General features: G+C 64.1%; 15 protein-coding genes. 4 read left to right on the top strand and 11 right to left on the bottom strand.

The window, feature by feature from the left end:
- Positions 1 to 294 precede the first annotated feature (294 nt).
- Both Y887_RS02885 and Y887_RS02890 read left to right on the top strand, forming a co-directional pair.
- Positions 295 to 1,188: a LysR family transcriptional regulator gene (locus Y887_RS02885; RefSeq protein WP_046962915.1), complete on the top strand. Its 894-nt coding sequence runs from the start codon at positions 295 to 297 to the stop codon at positions 1,186 to 1,188.
- 511 nt (positions 1,189 to 1,699) lie between these two features.
- Positions 1,700 to 2,899: an MFS transporter gene (locus Y887_RS02890; protein WP_046962916.1), complete on the top strand. Its 1,200-nt coding sequence runs from the start codon at positions 1,700 to 1,702 to the stop codon at positions 2,897 to 2,899.
- 150 nt (positions 2,900 to 3,049) lie between these two features.
- Here Y887_RS02890 and Y887_RS02895 read toward each other — a convergent pair whose 3' ends face one another.
- Together Y887_RS02895 and Y887_RS02900 are read right to left on the bottom strand one after the other, a co-directional pair.
- The gene (locus Y887_RS02895; protein WP_104611798.1) at positions 3,050 to 3,499 is read right to left on the bottom strand and encodes a nuclear transport factor 2 family protein; all 450 of its coding nucleotides are present in this window, start codon (positions 3,497 to 3,499) and stop codon (positions 3,050 to 3,052) included.
- 137 nt (positions 3,500 to 3,636) lie between these two features.
- Positions 3,637 to 4,527 carry a LysR family transcriptional regulator gene (locus Y887_RS02900; RefSeq protein WP_046962917.1) on the bottom strand — a complete coding sequence of 297 codons (891 nt, stop codon included), beginning with the start codon at positions 4,525 to 4,527 and terminating at the stop codon, positions 3,637 to 3,639.
- 365 nt (positions 4,528 to 4,892) lie between these two features.
- On the opposite strand from Y887_RS02900, the gene Y887_RS02910 reads away from it, so the two are divergent.
- The gene (locus Y887_RS02910) at positions 4,893 to 5,780 is read left to right on the top strand and encodes an alpha/beta fold hydrolase (protein ID WP_046962973.1); all 888 of its coding nucleotides are present in this window, start codon (positions 4,893 to 4,895) and stop codon (positions 5,778 to 5,780) included.
- Positions 5,781 to 5,894: 114 nt separating this feature from the next.
- Positions 5,895 to 8,399, top strand: a complete 2,505-nt coding sequence (locus Y887_RS02915) for a S9 family peptidase (RefSeq protein WP_046962919.1) — start codon at positions 5,895 to 5,897, stop codon at positions 8,397 to 8,399.
- 150 nt (positions 8,400 to 8,549) lie between these two features.
- Here the strand turns inward: Y887_RS02915 and Y887_RS02920 are convergent, their stop codons facing one another.
- The 9 genes from Y887_RS02920 to Y887_RS02945 form a co-directional block, all read right to left on the bottom strand.
- Complete coding sequence (locus Y887_RS02920; RefSeq protein ID WP_046962920.1) at positions 8,550 to 10,142, bottom strand: hypothetical protein; 1,593 nt, start codon at positions 10,140 to 10,142, stop codon at positions 8,550 to 8,552.
- A gap of 398 nt (positions 10,143 to 10,540) precedes the next feature.
- Positions 10,541 to 10,999: a gas vesicle accessory protein GvpU gene (gene gvpU, locus Y887_RS02925; protein WP_046962921.1), complete on the bottom strand. Its 459-nt coding sequence runs from the start codon at positions 10,997 to 10,999 to the stop codon at positions 10,541 to 10,543.
- 344 nt (positions 11,000 to 11,343) lie between these two features.
- Positions 11,344 to 11,637: a hypothetical protein gene (locus Y887_RS20045; protein ID WP_146093394.1), complete on the bottom strand. Its 294-nt coding sequence runs from the start codon at positions 11,635 to 11,637 to the stop codon at positions 11,344 to 11,346.
- A 261-nt stretch (positions 11,638 to 11,898) separates the two neighbouring features.
- The gene (locus Y887_RS20050; protein WP_146093393.1) at positions 11,899 to 12,264 is read right to left on the bottom strand and encodes a hypothetical protein; all 366 of its coding nucleotides are present in this window, start codon (positions 12,262 to 12,264) and stop codon (positions 11,899 to 11,901) included.
- Between the two features lie 6 nt (positions 12,265 to 12,270).
- Positions 12,271 to 12,555, bottom strand: a complete 285-nt coding sequence (locus tag Y887_RS02930) for a hypothetical protein (protein ID WP_046962922.1) — start codon at positions 12,553 to 12,555, stop codon at positions 12,271 to 12,273.
- Positions 12,556 to 12,789, bottom strand: coding sequence for a hypothetical protein (locus tag Y887_RS20055; RefSeq protein WP_146093392.1), 234 nt, complete (start codon positions 12,787 to 12,789; stop codon positions 12,556 to 12,558).
- A 211-nt stretch (positions 12,790 to 13,000) separates the two neighbouring features.
- The gene (locus Y887_RS02935; protein WP_046962923.1) at positions 13,001 to 14,581 is read right to left on the bottom strand and encodes a gamma-glutamyltransferase family protein; all 1,581 of its coding nucleotides are present in this window, start codon (positions 14,579 to 14,581) and stop codon (positions 13,001 to 13,003) included.
- Positions 14,581 to 16,041, bottom strand: a complete 1,461-nt coding sequence (locus Y887_RS02940; RefSeq protein WP_046962924.1) for an AtzE family amidohydrolase — start codon at positions 16,039 to 16,041, stop codon at positions 14,581 to 14,583. The genes Y887_RS02935 and Y887_RS02940 overlap by 1 nt, the downstream gene beginning before the upstream one ends.
- 352 nt (positions 16,042 to 16,393) lie before the next feature.
- Positions 16,394 to 17,938 carry an adenosine deaminase family protein gene (locus Y887_RS02945; protein WP_046962925.1) on the bottom strand — a complete coding sequence of 515 codons (1,545 nt, stop codon included), beginning with the start codon at positions 17,936 to 17,938 and terminating at the stop codon, positions 16,394 to 16,396.
- Between the last annotated feature and the right edge of the window lie 85 nt (positions 17,939 to 18,023).

Below are 18,023 nucleotides of genomic sequence, written 5' to 3' on the forward strand. Positions count from 1 at the left end.
TCCCGCCGGGAGAAGGTGCCTGTGGGGCGGACGCGGATGCGCCGCAGAGAGTTGCCGGTGCTTGCCATGACATACGCATCGCAACGCTTCTTCGGAAGTGACACACCCGCCCCCTCACTCCAACCACCGCTTCGGCCCAGGCCCGTCCCGCGCTAGCGGCGAGGGCGCAGCAATGCACGCGCGCCAGTGGCGCGCGGGTCGCAGGTTGGCACCCGGTCGGTGAGGGGCAATCACCGCGCGCCTCGCATCCGAGCGGCTGCTACAGTCGGCGCATTCCATGAAAGAGATTCACTAATGGCCCGCGACAATTTCAAGGACCTGCTGGCGCTGATCGCCATCGTTCGCGAAGGCAGCTTTACCCGGGCAGCGGCCAAGCTAGGTGTTTCGCAGTCGGCGCTGAGCCATACCATCCGTGGGCTGGAAGCCACCCTCGGCTTGCGTCTTCTGACGCGGACCACCCGTAGCGTGGCACCGACCGAAGCGGGCGAACGACTGATCCAGACCGTGGCGCCGCGTTTTACGGAAATCGAAGAGGCGTTGTCTGCGCTGAGCGAAATGCGCGATACCCCGGCAGGCACGGTGCGCATCACCGCCACCGACTACGCCGCACGCGTGATCCTGTGGCCGAAGTTGTCCACGCTGCTGCACCAATACCCCGAGATCAAGGTCGAAATCGTGGTCGACAACGGCTTGACCGACATCGTCGCCGATCGTTACGACCTGGGCGTGCGTCTGGGCGACCAGGTCGAAAAGGACATGATCGCCGCACGTATCGCGCCGGACATGCGCATGGCGATCGTCGCTGCGCCTTCCTATCTCGCGCGTCGGCCCATCCCCAAGACACCGCAGGATCTCACCGCGCACAGCTGCATCAATCTACGCATGAAAACTGCCGGCGGCATTTACGCCTGGGAGCTGGAGAAGGACGGGCGCGAAGTCATCGTGCGCGTGCAGGGCCAGCTGACCTTCAACGGCACCTACGAAGCATTGGATGCAGCGGTGGACGGCTTCGGCATCGCCTTCGTGCAGGAAGATCTGGTACGCCCGCATCTCAAGGCCGGGCGCCTGCGCTGGATCATGAAGGATTGGTCGCCGACCTGGCCGGGCCTGCATGCGTTCTACCCCAGCCGCCGGCACTCTTCGCCAGCCTTCAATCTGGTGCTGGATGCCTTGCGCTACAAAGCCTGATGCGAAAGCGTGGTGGTTGAGCGTGCGCGTCAGCCGCGCATCGCATTGCGTGGCTTGCATGGCTCGGCAAGGCGTTGCCGACGTGAGTCGAACGATGGTGCCGCAGGCCAGGGTGTCGTGCCCAAGCTGGAGGGTGCAGATGCAAAGCCTCCACAACAGGATGCCTGCACGGATGCCGGGCGTCCAAACTCGCATGGAGGCACCATCGAACTGCTGCGCCTCCCGCGCCTCTTCACGATCGACCTCCCGCCACGCTCATGAGTGCGCTTCATAAGCCCGTGCGGCGCGGGCGTCTTACTCGCTGCATGCGGACCACGTAACCTGCGCTACCTGCACAGACGCGCACGCGCGTGCCGCGATCACGCGCTGTGTCACGTTCCCAATGCGGCCCAAGCAAGCGCGGGCCGATGCAGTCCGTCGCCTGCCATGGCGCTCCCATCCCGAACAGCGCCCGCCTCTGCGCGCCCTCCCGATGCGCCGTGCGTGTTGTCTCCTACATAAGGCTCCATCCATGCCAGCCAATGCCTTGATCGCCGACACCCCCCAGCCCGATACCGTCGTTGCCACGCGCCAGACCTGGAATGCGGTCGGCTCGATGTCGTTATGCGTTGCGTTGCTGATTGCATCGGAATTCATGCCGGTGAGCCTGCTCACGCCGATCGCAGCGGACCTGCACGCAAGCGCCGGCATGGCCGGCCAGGCGATCTCCATCTCCGGTCTGTTTGCGGTCATTGCCAGCCTGCTGATTACACCGCTGTCGTCGCGCTTGAACCGCCGACATGTGCTGCTGGGCCTGAGTGCGGTGATGTTGCTGTCGTTGTTGCTGATTGCCAGCGCGCACAGCTTTGGCATGCTGATGGCCGCGCGTGCCCTGCTCGGCATCACCATCGGTGGCTTCTGGGCGCTGTCCACCGCCACGGTGATGCGCATCATGCCCGAGCATGCGGTGCCGAAGGCATTGGGCATCGTGTACATCGGCAACGCCGTGGCAACTGCCTTCGCTGCACCGTTGGGCAGTTATCTCGGCGCGGTGATCGGGTGGCGTGGTGTGTTCTGGGGAATGGTGCCGTTGGTGGTGCTGGCCATCGCCTGGCAATGGCGCAGCCTGCCGTCGATGCCGGCGCAAGGCGCCAGCTCGCTGGGCGACATCGCCCACTTGTTGAAGCGTCGTTACGTTGCTCGCGCAATGCTTGCGGTGATGCTCGGCTTTGCTGGCGCATTCTCCGCGTTCACCTACTTCCGCCCATTCCTGGAAACCGTTGCGCAGGTCGATGTGTCGCAGTTGTCATTGCTGTTGCTTGGCCTGGGCCTTGCCGGTTTCGCTGGCACCTACGCGGCAACCGCGCTGGTCGCGAAGCGTCTGTTCCAGCTGCTCACGGTGTTGCCGGCCGCACTGGGCATCGTCACGCTTGGCATGCTGCTGGGCGGCCATCTGCTGTGGGCCGTTGCGATGGCCATGATCGCCTGGGGCATGCTCAACGCAGCCATCCCGGTGGCGTGGTCCACCTGGTTGAGCCGCTGCATCAAGGATGCGCCCGAAAGCGGCGGCGGCCTGATGGTGGCCGCGATCCAGTTGTCCATCATGCTCGGTGGCGCGCTGGGCGGCGTGCTGCTGGATCACCTGTCGATCGGCGCCACCTTCGTCGGCGCAAGCGTATTGCTGCTGGCATCGTCGTTGGTGGCAGGGCGGGGCGATCGCTTGCAGCCGTGAATGATGGCGACTGCACGATGCCGCGCGCATTGCGCCGAATCAGCGCGTACCAGGCAACGATGCCGGAGCCGGTGCCGGCTCTTTCGTGTTGGCTTGATGGCTAGCAGAGCCCGACATCGTAGATAGCACCTCAAGCCGGCAACAACAGCATCAAGGCGTGTTCTGCTTTGGCCGGATCGGCGTGTACTGCACCGAAAGCAGCGTCCAGCCCGAGGGCGCATGCTGGGCAACCGCGCCAATGGCGAGCGTCATGCTGCGCTCGCCCATGCGGTAGCTGATCTGGGTCGTCATGACGGCCACGTCTGCCTGCGTATGCCGCACGATCTCGCCCAGCGTCACTGGCGGTGCAGCCACCTTCTTGTCCGGTGCATAGAACGACAGCACCGCTGCGCGCGTGTCTACCTGGCCCAGCGGACTGATCTCCACGAACTGCGGGCCCAGCACTGCATCCAGGCGTTCCAGATCGAAGGTGTTTTCGGCACTCACGTACTGGCGCAGCGCCTGCTGCGCGGTGGATGGTGTCGCCGCGAGGCTGGTTCCGGCGACAGCACACAGCAAGACGCTCAGGCCAGTTGCGCTTGGCCAACGGGAGGCGAGCATGTGCATCCTTTCGCGCATCGAGGATGCCCAGCATCCCACGCGATGCAGGAGATGCGCATGCGTCGAAAGTCATGAGAGCGCACCATCAAACCTATGCCCGGCGTTCGATGGTGCAGATGCTCGATCGCATCGTCAGGTCAAACGCCGACGGAACAACCCAGATCCTGCCGCAGGGCATCCACGCAGTCGTCGACAAACGTACGCACCTTGGATGAGCCGCGACGGCCTTCCACATAGACCACATGCACCGGTTGCGGTGCGATTTCGAAGGCCTCGAGGATGCAGCTGAGTGTGCCGCTGCGCAGGTGTTGGCGGATCTGGTAAGCGGGCACTTGCGTCAGCCCCCAGCCCTGCACTGCGGCGGCGATGGCGGCGCCGGAGGAGGTCACGCTGAGGCGTGAGCCAACCGCGACCAGCGACTCGCGCCCATCTATGCGAAACGGCCACCTGGGTGCGCGCTCTGACGATGCGGTGGAGATGGTGGCGTGCTGCGCCAGATCGTCCGGATGCTGCGCACTGCCATGTTCTGCCAGATAGCCGGGCGAGGCGCAGACCATGCGACGCACACTGCCCACCGGGATCGCGGTCAGCGATGAATCCGGGAGTGCGCCGATACGCACCGCGACGTCGATGCCCTCCTCCAGCAGCGGTAACACGCGGTCCACCAGAATGGCGCGTGCGGTCACCGCGGGGTGGCGGCCGAGAAAGCGCGTCAACACGGGCATGACATGCAACGTACCGAACATCTGCGGAGCCGTCACCGTCAGCGATCCGCTGGGGAGTGCGTGCAATCCGGCCGCTGTGTTTTCGACATCCTCCAGATCGGCAAGCAGCCGTCGGCAGTCGATGGCGTACTGGTGGCCGGCCTCGGTGAGCCGCATGTTGCGGGTGGTGCGCACCACCAACAGCACGCCGAGGCGTTTTTCCAGCTGCGCGATGGTGCGCGTCACCGTGGCGGTGGAAATGCCAAGGCGACGCGCGACGCCGGCAAAGCTCGCTTGCTCTGCAAGTGCTGCAAACAGCGTCATTTCCTGGATGCGATCCACGGGTGTCTCACGCCTGGCGATCGCTACAGAGTAGCAGTGCGCAGCGCCGGGTCGTCGATACCCGGTGCAGGCAAGGCTGCAGCATTGCGTCAGCCGCAATGATCAATTGAAGGGCATGGCGGTTCTGCTGCCGGCGGACGATGCCTAGCATGTCGGCTACTCCATCCGGTCCCCGATTTGCCATGACGCACTCCGATTCATCCATGCCGCGCAGCGCCGATCTTCCGATTGAACTCGGCCGCCGCCAGATGCTCGTCTCGAGTGTCGGAACGGCGTTTGCACTGGGCGTCTGTGCGGTACGTGCAGGCGAACGCTCCGGGCACACGCAGACCAACCAAGGAACCGCCATGTCCCATGACCAGAGCATCGGTATCAGCTACCGGACCCAACGCGTTGGCGATGTCGAGGTGTTCTATCGCCAGGCCGGGCGCGCGGATGCGCCTGTCCTGCTGTTGCTGCATGGCTTTCCCAGCGCCAGCCACATGTTCCGCGATCTGATGCCGCTGCTGGCGCGTCATTACCGGTTGATTGCGCCGGACCTGCCAGGCTTCGGCAATACCAAGGCGCCGCCACGCAGGCAGTTTGCCTACACCTTCGACCAGCTCTACAAGGTGATCGAAGGCTTTACCGAAGCACTGGGACTGAGTCGCTACGCGCTGTATCTGTTCGATTACGGCGCACCTGTCGGGTTTCGTCTGGCTGCGGCAAACCCGCACAAGGTGAGTGCCATCATCAGCCAGAACGGCAATGCCTATCTGGAAGGTTTCAGCGATCAGTGGGGGCCGTGGCAGACGTATTGGCGCGAGCCGACCGTGGCCAATCGCCAGGCATGCCGTGCCTCGCTGTCGCCGCAGACCATCCGCGACTGGCAATACGGCACCGGTGCCGATCCGCGCAAGCTCTCGCCCGATGGCTACACGCTGGATATCGCATACATGGCGCGACCGGGTGCCGAAGACATCCAGCTCGATCTGATCCTGGACTACCGCAGCAATGTGGCCGCCTATCCGGCATTCCACGCGTATTTCCGCCAGCATCAGCCGCCGTTGCTGGCGGTGTGGGGCAAGCACGATCCGGCCTTCATTCCGGCGGGTGCGCAGGCGTATCGCACGGACCTGCCGATGGCCGAAGTGCATTTGCTGGATGCCGGCCATTTTGCACTGGAAACGCACGCGCCCGAGATCGCGCAGTACATCGAGGATTTCCTGCGGCGGACACTGACCGTATCGGCGTAAACGGTGTGTTTGCACCGGGACTGCGGGCGCGGCGACGGGGCTGCGTCCGCGTGCGGGTGGAGGCTGCATGCGCGTGCTAATTTGCCGCGATCACTCCCCCCAGAGATTGCCAAGATGCTCAGCACGTACCGATGGAGCGGGCTGCTGGTGCTTGCCAGCCTGTTGCCCGTGTCTGCCCTGGCCGGCACGCCCGATGGAGGTTACCGACAGCCGCCGGAGCCGCTATTGAGCGTAATGCGCGCGCCGCTCAATCCATCGCCGCGGCTGGATCCCACCGGCAAGACCCTGCTGCTGGTACAGCGCATGCAGTACCCACCGATCGCACGGGTGGCCGAGCCGTACCTGAAGCTGGCCGGCGTGCGTGTGGAGCCGCGCACGCATAGCCGTCACGACATGTCCAACGGCTACGGCATTCGTGCCTGCCTGCAGGGCTTCAGCCTGGTGGATGTCGCCAGTGGCAGGCAGACCGCCGTGCGCTTGCCGGCCGGCGCCTGTCCGGCGTCGCCGGTGTGGTCGCCGGACGGGCGCCGCTTCGCCTTCAACAACACTGCCGCCGACCGCGTCGAGCTCTGGGTGGGCGAGGTCGCGACCGGCACCGTGCGCAAGATCGAGGGTGTGCAACTCAACCCGGTGCTGGGCGGCGAGATCCAGTGGCTGGGCGGCAGCGACACGCTGCTGTTGAAGACCGTACCGCAAGACCTGGGCGCCGCCCCGCGCAAGGCCGTGGTGCCGCCGGGCCCTGAGGTCAAGGAAACCATTGAGGGCAAAGGCGAGAGCAGCACCTACGAGGCGCGCGACACGCTTTCCAGCCCTGAAGACGAGGCCTTGTTCACCTACTACGCCACCTCACAGCTGCTCACGGTGGATGCGAGCACCGGCAGTCAGCGCAAGCTCAGTTCGCCTGCGGTCTATAGCGTTGTGGATGGTGCGCCCGATGGTCGCCACGTGCTGGTAGAGCGGTTGAAGCAGCCGTATTCCTACGTCACCACCTATGCGCGTTTCGCCCATGACGTGGCGGTGCTGGATCTGTCCAACGGCAATGCGCGCGTGCTGGCCGAGCTGCCGGTTGCCGACCGGGTGCCGGTGCAAGGCGTGCCTGTCGGTCCACGTGCCTATTCCTGGCGTGCCAACCAACCGGCCACACTGGTCTGGGCCGAGGCGCTGGATGGCGGGGATTGGAAAACCGATGTGCCCGCACGCGACAAGTTGATGACGCTGGCGGCACCGTTCACCGCCAAGCCGCGTGAACTGACCCGCGTGCAGCGGCGTTATGCCGGCTTGTCGTGGTTTGCCGCAGGCGGTCGGTCGCTGCTGGACGAGTACGACGAAAACCGCCACTGGCGTCGTACCACCTTGTTGGATGTCGACCGCCCCGGCACTGCCGGACGCGTGTTGTTCGATCTGTCCACCGACGACCTGTACGCCTATTCCGGCGTGCCGCAGCTGCGTGTGCTGGCCAACGGCCAGTCCGTGTTGCGCGAAGAACAGGGCACGGTGTTCCTGAGCGGGCAGGGCGCCTCGCCGGCGGGCGACCGTCCGTTTCTGGATCGCTATACGCTGGCCACCGGCAAGAGCCAGCGGCTGTTCCGCAGCGATGCAAGTGTGGACGAGCTGTTTTTCGGGTTTGCCGGCGACGATGCCTCGCGCCTGCTGACCTGGCACCAGTCGCTGACCGACCCGCCCAATTTATATCTGCGCACGCTGGGCCAACCGCTGCCGACGGCGGCGACGGGTGAGGCGATCCTTGCCTCCACCGCCACGCCGGTCACCCATTTTCCGGATCCAACCCCGCTGGTGCGGCAGATCAAAAAGCGCCTGGTGACCTACAAGCGCAAGGATGGCGTGGAGCTATCGTTCACCCTGTACACGCCGCCCGGCTACACCGAAGGCACGCGCGTACCGGCGATCCTGTACGCCTATCCGCTGGACTATGCCGATCCCTCCAAGGCCGGCCAGGTCAGTGGCGCCAGCGAGCGTGACTTCACTCGCCTGCGCTCCTACCAACTGCTGTTGCTGGCCGGTTACGCGATCATCGACAATGCCGCCTTCCCGATCGTGGGCGACCCCAAGACCGCTTACGACACCTACCTGCAGCAACTGGTTGACGACGCCACTGCTGCGGTGGACAAGGCGGTGGAGCTGGGCGTGGTAGATCGCCAGCGGATCGGTGTCACCGGGCATAGCCATGGCGCGCTGATGACGGCCAACCTGCTCGCACAGACCGATCTGTTCCGCGCCGGCGCTGCCACCAGCGGCAGCTACAACAAGACGCTGACGCCGTTCGGCTTCCAGAACGAGCGCCGCTCGTTCTGGGCCGCACCGGAGGTCTATGCGCAGGCTTCAGCGTTCTTCCACGCCGACAAGATCAACGAGCCGTTGTTGATCGTGCACGGCATGGACGACGCCAACCCCGGCACCGAAACCACACAGGCGCCGCGGTTGTTCCAGGCGATCCGCGGCAACGGCGGCACCGCGCGGTTGGTACTGCTGCCGTTTGAACCGCATTGGTATACCGCGCGCGAATCCACCGAGGACGTGGTTGCCGAAATGCTGGAGTGGTTCGACCGCTACGTGAAAAACGCCCCGCCGCGCGACACCACCGGCAAGCCAAAGCAGTGAGTGGTGCGCCAATGTAGCGTGTTGTTCAAAGCCGGCATTGGCATCAGTGCGGGGTTGGAGCGTTCTTTGCAGGCAGATGCCGTCTGGTAAAGAACGCTCCGGCTCCGCTTGGTAAGTGGCTGCACTGGCAGCCACATCGCTGTGCACGCATCACGCAAACATGCCACGCACCACATCGGCATTGCGTTGCCCATCGGGATTGCCGACCGTGCTGTCAGAGGCAAGGTTCCAGCAACTCAGGTGCGCCAGTGCGTTGACCAACGTGTAGGACAGATGCAGTTGGGTGACCGTGCCATAGAGCGGGAAATCGTCCACGCTTTGCAGATCCAGCTCAAGCTGCGTTTCATCGGGCAATTGCTTCCACCATGTACGCACCAGGTCGTTGTACACCCACAGCACCTCGACCGACTGCTGCGCAGGCACGTTGAACCAAGGATTGGCCAGCACAGTCAACGTCTGCCGCACCAGTAGCGAACCGCCGGATCTTTTGGCCGCCAACAGCCCCTGCTTCAGTGCATCGAATGCGGCAGTGTCGAACACCTGGTTGTGCCGGAACATGCCGTTGGCGTCCACGCATAATTGCTCGTCTGCGTATGCAAGATAGCTGCGGGTTTTGTCGCAGAATGGCTGCAGCCCGAAGAGCGGCGGCAGGTCGTCGGCTACCACCGTCTCGCCCGATTCCGGATCGATGTTGACCCCTTGATCGGAGTTGACGAACACCAGCAGACGCGGAACACCGCGCGCCAGCAGCGGCATGATGCCCAGGTTCTCCAGGTTGCCGCCGTCGGCGAAGCGGTAATTTTGCGTCGGTTGGCTAGCACGGTCATCGACCGGCCAGTACGGATAACGTGGCACCAGGCCACTGATCTCGAGAAACTTCTCTTCAAAATCTTCGGCCGGCGCCATGCTGCTGCAACCGGCGATATCGTTGAGGCTGAATGCACGTGGCGGCACGCTGACGGTGACCTCGTCACCACCGGTGTCGGCAAAATAATCGCTGCCCATTGCAAACGACTCGATCAGGCCTCCCCCGATGACGCCGAGTTGCTCAGGCTGGTTGAAAACGCTGCGCACGCCGAGAAACCAGTTGGCCTCGAACGGCACCAGATCCGAGCCCACACTATCGTTGAGGAAGACCGAGGTATTGAAGATCGGCAGCGGCCGCCCGTCGCGCACGGTGTAGAAGTCGTCCTTGGTCAGCTGCGGATTGCGCACCAGCGGGCCTTCCGCAAGATACTTCGTCGTGCCGGTGAAATAACGCGGATCGACGCCGGTGATATCCGGATTCCACAGGCCGAAATCCTTCAGCACCAGCTTGCCGATCACCGCCTGCCACATATCCGATGGCGCGTAGCGTTTGCTCAGCCGATACTCTGCCAGTTCATCGACGATCGGCAGCGTGCCAAGCCGATACGGCACCTGGCCGAGATTGTTGTCCCCCATCTGACCCAGCACGTCCAGCGTCAGCGTCGACGGATCCAGCATCACCGGCCCCAGGAAGTCGTCGTCGCTGATCGACTCCGGCAGATAGCTGAACAGGACATTGGCCCATGTCCCGCCGGACACCGAGGAGATTGCGGCCACCTTGTCCAGGAGCCCCAGATAGCGCAAACCACGCAGTTGGCCCAGCGCACATGACAGCGCACGACTGCCGCCGCCGGAGAGACAAATACCGACCGCAGTCGACGGCGTCTGGCTTGGACCGGTGCCCAGTGGATCGATTACCACGCTGAATGTCGCCATGTGTTCTCCCCGTGTGGTGCTTCACCGTTTCAAATGCGTCGTCGCAAGCCTGGCTGCTCTTCAGCCGGGCGTTGCGCGATGTGCGCGCGCACGGCGGCATGCCGAGCGTGATCCAGCAAGGGAGAGTCGAACATGAAAAGGCGTAAAGAACCCTGGCTTCAGTCATAGTCCGGCGCGTGACTGGCACTGGTCGACTGCGTTAACCGGGCGCAACAACCGGATGCCATTGGCATTAGCGGCAGGTGGTAACGCGGCAGCCATGCGGCGATCGCTGACCTGGAACGGCGGCAACGCAGGCAGCTTGGGCCGTTGCGTAGCGCTGGAGCATGCCTGGCGATCTGTCCAACGGTGCGGTGTGAGGTGGCGCGCACCTCACACCAGCGCCGAACGTGCCGGACTCAATCTGCCGACAGCGATCCCAGCGTAAAGCCGGACACGGCATTCACCTTGCCGCGCCAGAGCACACCGCGGTTGCTGGGCAGCGGCTGTCCACCGGGCGAGAAGCAACGCGATTCGATCAGGTGAATGAACTGCGGCGGCCTGCTGCTTTGCTGCGCATCGTCCTCGGTGTCGTAGATGCTGGCGTGGCTGGCAAACGCGCGACGGATATCCTCTTTTTCCTCCGCATCGCCGGGATAGGCCGCAGAGAATTCCTGTGCAAATGCCTCGAAATACTGCTTCCCGCTGACAAGCTGGCCGGACACGATGATGCCTTCGACAAACAGCGTGATGCCGAACTGCACGTTCGACGTGTTGACGGTGGCGACCAGCTTCTGCAAATACCAATCCAGGCTCTGGCCGTCGAACGCCAGCTTGACGTCTTCCAGGCTGGGTTGATTGTCGTCTTGCTCTGTCATGTGGCTCTCCTTTGTGGAAGGTCTAACGCGAATGTCGAAATAAGCGTGACGAAGTGCCTGCGCATCGCCCCGCATGCCCAAGAAAGCAAGTGCGTCCTGTCCAGTGAGTGACGCGGTTGGGTCCGCTATCGTCGCCTTGGAGAGCATGCCCAGAGTCTATGACATGTTTTCCTTGTTGGCCCGCTCTGGTTGGAGCCTTGATCCTCGGCGCTAGCTTGTACTGTGGTACCAACGCATCATCGCGCGCACCACTGCTGGCGCCGCAAGCCGGGCAGAAGATCTTTCATGCCGCCCCCCTCACGTCCAAATTGAGTCGACTCCGCAGAGCGAAAGATTGAGCGAACTTATGCGTCACCAGGCTTGCGGATTGGGTGGCTGCAATGGATGCAACGAGTGGCAAACGGATTGGCGAATGCGATCCAGAATTTATCGACATGAGCCACATGCTTGTGGCAGTTGCGGCAACGATAGAAGGTAGAGGCGTAGCCGACGATAAAAGAAAGCATTACAACAAAAATTCCATAATCTCTGCCTGATATAAGTAGGGCAGCCCCAATCGTCAGCGTGAGAATGAAGGTAATGCGAAGCGCTGCAAAAAACTGCCATGCAGCGCTAAAAATCTTCAAGGACTGTTTCATTGTAAATTCAGTTTTAGTCGGGAGGCTAGATTCGCATGGAACTGGAATCAAATGCCATCTGTGAAATTTGCAAAGACGTCCTGCCGTCAATCCATCCTTGCGAGTGGTCCGTGAACGATGGTGCGAAAGGAATGAATGAATTTTCCCGGGAATATCCTTGCTCACATGGGTTTGGCTCAAGCCAATAGCGGATCCTGCTGTGTCCGTGTATTGGGCACAATGAAAAATTGCATAGACAAGCTGTCCAATGAGTCGTCGGGATTAGTGGTCGCAGTTGAATTCTCCAACAATTGTCTTGCCTGCGATCTCCATCACGGTGCTCTTGCCAACTCCCCTGAGTGTCAGGGATGGTAGGAGGCCCGTAGTCCCAGGGTTCCGATAAGTCAAGTCAATTGTTCTGGTTTTTTCTTGGAATTTAATCACTTGATACGAGCCGCTCGGCAGGCTTTTCGGCCCATCTGATCCTGGTGGACGGAACAGAATTTGCTGAATTTCGCCGTAGCCAAGAAACTCAAGGTCATAAGCTGAGCTGCCGCTCGGGACAGTGAACGTGCACATTGTGCTGCTTGCGGTGGCTGGTGTCGCGACCAACAAGAGCGCAGCTGAAATTACCCATGTGGTTTTCATGCTTGATCAGTTGGCCTTATGGAGTGCTTCGCGTTGGATGGGGCCGATGCTGTCTTGAGGGGCTGTGCAATGCTCCAAGGAAAGTGTGCTCAGGCTCTTTGGCAGGACAGCATGAAGGCGTTCAAAGTCGAAATCCTTGGGTTTTCGTCTGGCAACGGAGATGCGTGAGATGGCATCCAGGAGTGCCTGCTTGAAAAGTTGTGGTTGCGACGAGGCTGTCATGAGTTTGACGTCACTCCAATCCAGCTGGCCGATAGAGATGAATGACTTGGTCTTGGGCCTGTAACTCATTTAGCCCCGTGTCGATTCAAAATTGAATACTCCTGCAACATCAATCAGTTCAAAACCAAAATAGAAATTTTCGACAGATGCACCAAAATTCTTGTGTGCAAGTGAATTTGATATATGGCGTTCAATGCTGTTCAGTCGCGGCCACCATGCGCCTTTGGACGTATCGAACGTCCATCCAGCGCCGTCTGCACACTGGACGGTCCAGCTTTGCGAAATGCGCAGGCCGAATTTCATAGGTGCTTGTCCGCCGCTCTGCAGCAGACCATGACGTGCAGAGACGTCATTCCCAGTGGTTCCAGAAGTCTCGGTAGACTCCTGGCTGCGCACAGCATTGCAGTCGCTGGCAAAACGTGATGCGTGTCCATGGTTTAGCGCTTCCCTGGCTAACTAGGTATGACGCTACCACGGAGTTGCTTCGGGAAGACTTGCTCAATGTGTGAAGCCATCACCACCCAGCCACCGCCCCATCCGATCGCGGATCGCTTGCCCCGCTGATCACGCCATCGACCTCGCGCACCAACGCACCTGCGTGCCCCGTCACCGAGGTATAGGCGGGCAGTAGTTCCACGGCATGTCCGGCATCGCGCAGGGCCTGCACCACGGCCGGGTCGAAGCGGTCTTCCAGCTTCAACGTGGTGCTGTCTTCGCCCCAGGTGCGGCCGAGCAGCCAACGCGGTGCGGTGATGGCCTGCTGTAGCGGCATGCCGTAACGGGCGTAACGCGAGAACAGCGCTGCCTGGGTTTGCGGTTGGCCTTCGCCGCCCATGGTGCCGTAGGCCATGACGCGGCCATCGTCGAAGGTGGCCAAGGCGGGGTTGAGGGTGTGGAACGGTTTGCGACCCGGGGCCAGGGCGTTCCAGCCGTCGGCAGCGAGGCGGAAGCTGCAGCCGCGGTTCTGCCAGGTGATGCCGGTGCGTGGCAGCACCAGCCCGGAGCCGAATTCGAAGTAGGTGGACTGGATGCAGCTGACCACGCGGCCATGCGCATCGATGGCGCCGAACCAGACGGTGTCGCCGGCCTGCGATGGTTGCGGCCAGGGCAACGCGGTGGTCATGTCGATGCGAGCGGCCAGCGCATCGAGCGCGGCGCTGTCGTCCAGCAGCGCCTGTGCATCGAGCCACATCCAGGCCGGGTCGCCGATGTGCGCATCGCGGATCAGGAAGGCCTGCTTGGTGGCTTCGATCAATCCGTGCAGATGCGTGTAGGCGCCGGGCTGGTCGGCATGCAGGCGATCGAACAAGGCCAGGATCAGCAGCGAGGCCAAGCCTTGCGTAGGCGGTGCATGGTTGTACAACCGCGCTCCTGTCACCCCCACCGATAGCGGCACGCTGGCCTCGGCGCTGTGTGCGGCCAGGTCGTCGGCGTGCAGCGGGCTGCCGAGCGCGTGCAGATCGGCGGCGATGTCGGCCGCCAGCGCGCCGCGATAGAAGCTGTCCAGCCCATCGCTTGCCAGCCGCTGCAGGGTGCGCGCGAGTTGCGGCTGCTGCAGCACCGCGCCTTCGTGCAGGGGCGCGCCACGCGGCTCGAAGATGCGCGCATACGCGCCGGGCAGGCAGCGCAGTGCATCGCCCTTGCTGGCAGCAACCTGCGCACCGCCCAGGGTGACGGGGACGCCTGTGTCGGCGTGATGGATGGCCTCTTGCAGCAACTGCGGCAAGGGCAGTGCGCCACCGGCCCGTTGCAGCGCCAGCGCCCAGCCGGAAACGGTGCCGGCCACGGTGTTGGCTGCGTCGGGGCCGCGCCAGGGGATCTGCGCGTGACCGCGATAGAAATCCAGCGTGGCCGCCTGCGCGGCGCGGCCGCAGGCATCGATGGCGTGCACGCGGCCATCGGGCTCATGGATCAGCCAGAAGCCATCGCCGCCGATGCCGGTCATGTGCGGATACACCACGGCCAGGCAGGCGGCGGTAGCGACGGCCGCTTCGATGGCGTTGCCGCCGGCACGCAGGATGTCGCGACCGGCCTGCGCGGCCAGATGGTGCGGGGCGACGACCATGCCGCGGCGCGCGCGCAGGGTATGCAGCATCAAGGTGTCTCCTGTGGCGGGTTGAAGGCGAGCAGGCCGTCGCGCTCGAGTTGCGTGGCGAGCGCGAACAGGCGGTCTTCGCGGCCGGGTGCGGCGATCAACTGCACGCCCAGCGGCAGCCGCCCCGGACGCGGCAACGGCGCGGCCAGCACCGGGCAGCCAGCCAGGCCGAGCGGTTGGGTGAAGATGCCGAGATTGGCGCGCGCAGACACGGGCAGGCCATCGATCACGATGGTGTCCTGATCGATGCGTGGCGCAACGCAGGGCGTAGCGGGGGCGATCAGCACATCGACCTCGTCCCACAGCTGTTGCATGGCTGGGCGAAACCACTGCGCGAAGCGGTGTGCATCGGCCACCGCGCTGGCCGACAGCTGCAGGCCGGCGAACAGGCGGTCGCGCGTGGCCGGGTCGAATTGATCGCCGTGCGTGCCCAGCGCTGCGCGATGGCGATGGCCGCCCTCGGCGGCAGTGAGCACGAAGGCCGCGGCGCGGGCGCGTTCTGCTTCCGGCAATTCGACGTGCGTGGCGCTGTTGCAGGCGGTCAGCAATGCGCCGATGCCGGCATCCAGCTCGGGGTCGAGATTGCGTTGAAACCAGCCGCCAAGCCGGGCGATACGCAGGTTGGCGACGTTGCAACTACGCAGCGCATGACCCTGCATGACCTCGTAGACGCGGCGCAGATCGACCACGGAGGTGGCGAACGGGCCGACCACATCCAGCGCATCGACGAACGCAAAGACCCCCTCCAGCGGCAACGCACCGTGGGTTGGGCGCAGGCCGTACACGCCGCACAACGCGGCCGGCACGCGGATGGAACCGTTGGTGTCCGAGCCCAGCGCAAACGGCACCAGCCCGGCCGCGACCGCCGCCGCCGAGCCGCCCGACGAGCCGCCGGCCAGATGCCGGTGATCGTGCGGGTTGGCGGTGGTGCCGTAATGTGCGTTGACGGTGGCAAAGCCGTAGGCGAATTCGTCCATGTTGGCGGTGCCCACCAGCACCGCACCGGCATCGCACAGGCGCTGCACCACCGCCGCATCGCGGCTGGCAGGGACGCACTGGGCGCGGATCACGGCGCCGGCGGTGGTGACCTGGCCGGCGACGTCGAACAGATCCTTGACCACGAACGGCACCCCGGCCAACGCACCGCCATCGCTGCCACCGGCCAGTGCGGCCTGCACGCGCGCAGCATCGGCAGCGGTGCGTGCGGGTAGCAGGCGGGTGATCGCGCACAACCGGTCGTTGGCCTGGTTGATGCGCGTCAGCGTCTGGGTGGCATGCCGTGCGGCCAGCGTGGGCTGGCTGCGGGTGGTGCTGACGATCGCTGCGATCTGGCCGCGCGGGGTGGCCGCGTCCGGCGATGCGGGACGTGGAGCGACGAAGTTGGCGAGTAACTGCGCGTGGCCGCGTAGGACCTCGCTATTGCGATCGATGCCGGCCTGCCACTGCGCTGGGAGTTGCATGGGTCACCTTGGGTTGCTGGGAGTGCGGCGGGTGGATGGTGCGTTGCCGGACCGCGGCGCCTGCGGCTGTGCGGCCGGGCGACGCTGCGGACGCACGATCAAAGCACGCTGCGGCGGGAAAGTGCGGCGGTTTTGTCTCAGCGCGTCCGGCTCGGGCCTGCACACCCATTCGATGGCGGATGCATTGGGCGCAAGCCTGCCCGATAGGTGGGGAATGTCCGGGGTACTGGCGGCATGCCGGTGGGTCACTGCGCTGTGGTCGTGCGAAGGACTGCAGTGCGGCGACGATGGGGCGGACGTCGCGTCGTCGCAGCGTGCCTGGGTCGTGCATGTGAGAGCGATGGTGTCGGCCTCAGTTGCGTTGCGCCAGCAGCGTGCGCTCGTACTGCGCAAGATCGGTTTCCAGCTGCCATTGCAGGCGTGCCTTTTCGCTGGTCCTGCGGAATTGGCTGCAGGCCGCATCGTCGGTGTCGTGCTGCAGCGCTGCCGCACAGTCCGGTACGGCGGCGCCCTCGGCGGTCCACAGGCTGGCGCCGGGCAGAAAGCTGTAGGTCAGGCCGTTGCGTGCCAGCTGCTTGAGGGTCGGGTAGTCGATGGCTTGCTCCTGCATGGCGCGCTGATACTCGTGCGTCATGTCCGCACGCGAGACGCCGGCATCATCGGTGGACAGCACCACCGGCACACCGGCGCGCAGATACATCGCCAGCGGATGCGCGGCGCCCTTGACGCCCAGAATCACATCGTTGCTGGTGAGGTTGATTTCCACCGCGACCTGTCTGCTGTGCATCTGTTGCAGCAGCCCGGCGGCATCGTCTTCGTAGGGCAGATCCACCCCATGGCCGATGCGCCGCGCACCGGCGTCCACGGCCTGGCGGATATGCGAGCGCAGCTGCGCAGGCGGCACCAGCCCCAGGGTCAGCTCGCCGGCATGCAAGGACAGCGGCACCCCCGGATAACGCAGGGCGAAGAAGCGGAACATCGCCATGTGCCGGGTGTAATCGGCCAAGGCCACCGGGTTGTCCTCGGGCGCGACGATGTTCACCGCCACCGCGCGACTGCCCCCAGCCGCGATCAGGGCATGCGCCAACGCCATCTGCCCGAACACCATCGGTTGCGGCAGTACGCGCAGCACATACGGCACGTAGCGGTAGCTCACCCGGCAGCCGGGGCGTGCATCGGCCTGGTCGCAGCGCAGGATCCGGCGCACCTGCGTGTCGGTGGCGGCCAGCTCGCGTTGCGCGGCCTGCACCAGCGGCGGCAAGGCGTCCTGCAGGGCGTGCAGGTTCGCCGCATCGTCATCGTCATTCCACGGCAGCGACTGCATGCGCTGTGCGGCCTGCGCCATCTGCGGCGGGTTGGCGATGATCTCCACATACGGCACGCGGTCGCGTGCGGCCTGCTCGAGTACCGCGGCCACGGTGTCTGCCACCCGCGCACGCACTACCGCATCGAACTTGCCGAAGGTGCTGAAGAACTGGTCATGCCCGGTGGGTTGGGTCACACTGGGCAGGAACTTGCGCATCGACAACGCATCGACCACCCGGCCGTACAAGTCCGCATTGCGCGCGGCCAGGCCGCGTGCGGGCTCCTGGCCCTTGCCGCACGGCGCGGCGCGCAGGCTCAGGTCGTCCAGCTGCACGCAGGCCCCGTCTTCGCCGGCCCAGTGCAGATAGTTTTCCGCATACACCGAGCCGGAAAGGTGGTTATGCAGGTCGCCGCCCTTGGGCATGGCCTGCAGCCAAGCGCGCAATTGCGCAGGTTGCGCGGCCGCGTCCCGAAACAGCTGCGCCACCTGCTGTTGGCGTTGTTGCGCAGGCGCCTGCACCGGGCGTGCGAGCGCAATGCCCGGTAACACGGTGCACAAGGCCAGGATCAGGCAGCGATGAAGAGGTGGCATGCGATGGCTCTGAAAAGATGCGGCGGCGCCGGTTGCGAGGCAGCTTGCCGCGCGCCGCGTCGGGTGGCCAGTGAGGCATGGGCTG

Source organism: Xanthomonas pisi DSM 18956 (assembly GCF_001010415.1).
Lineage (GTDB): Bacteria > Pseudomonadota > Gammaproteobacteria > Xanthomonadales > Xanthomonadaceae > Xanthomonas > Xanthomonas pisi.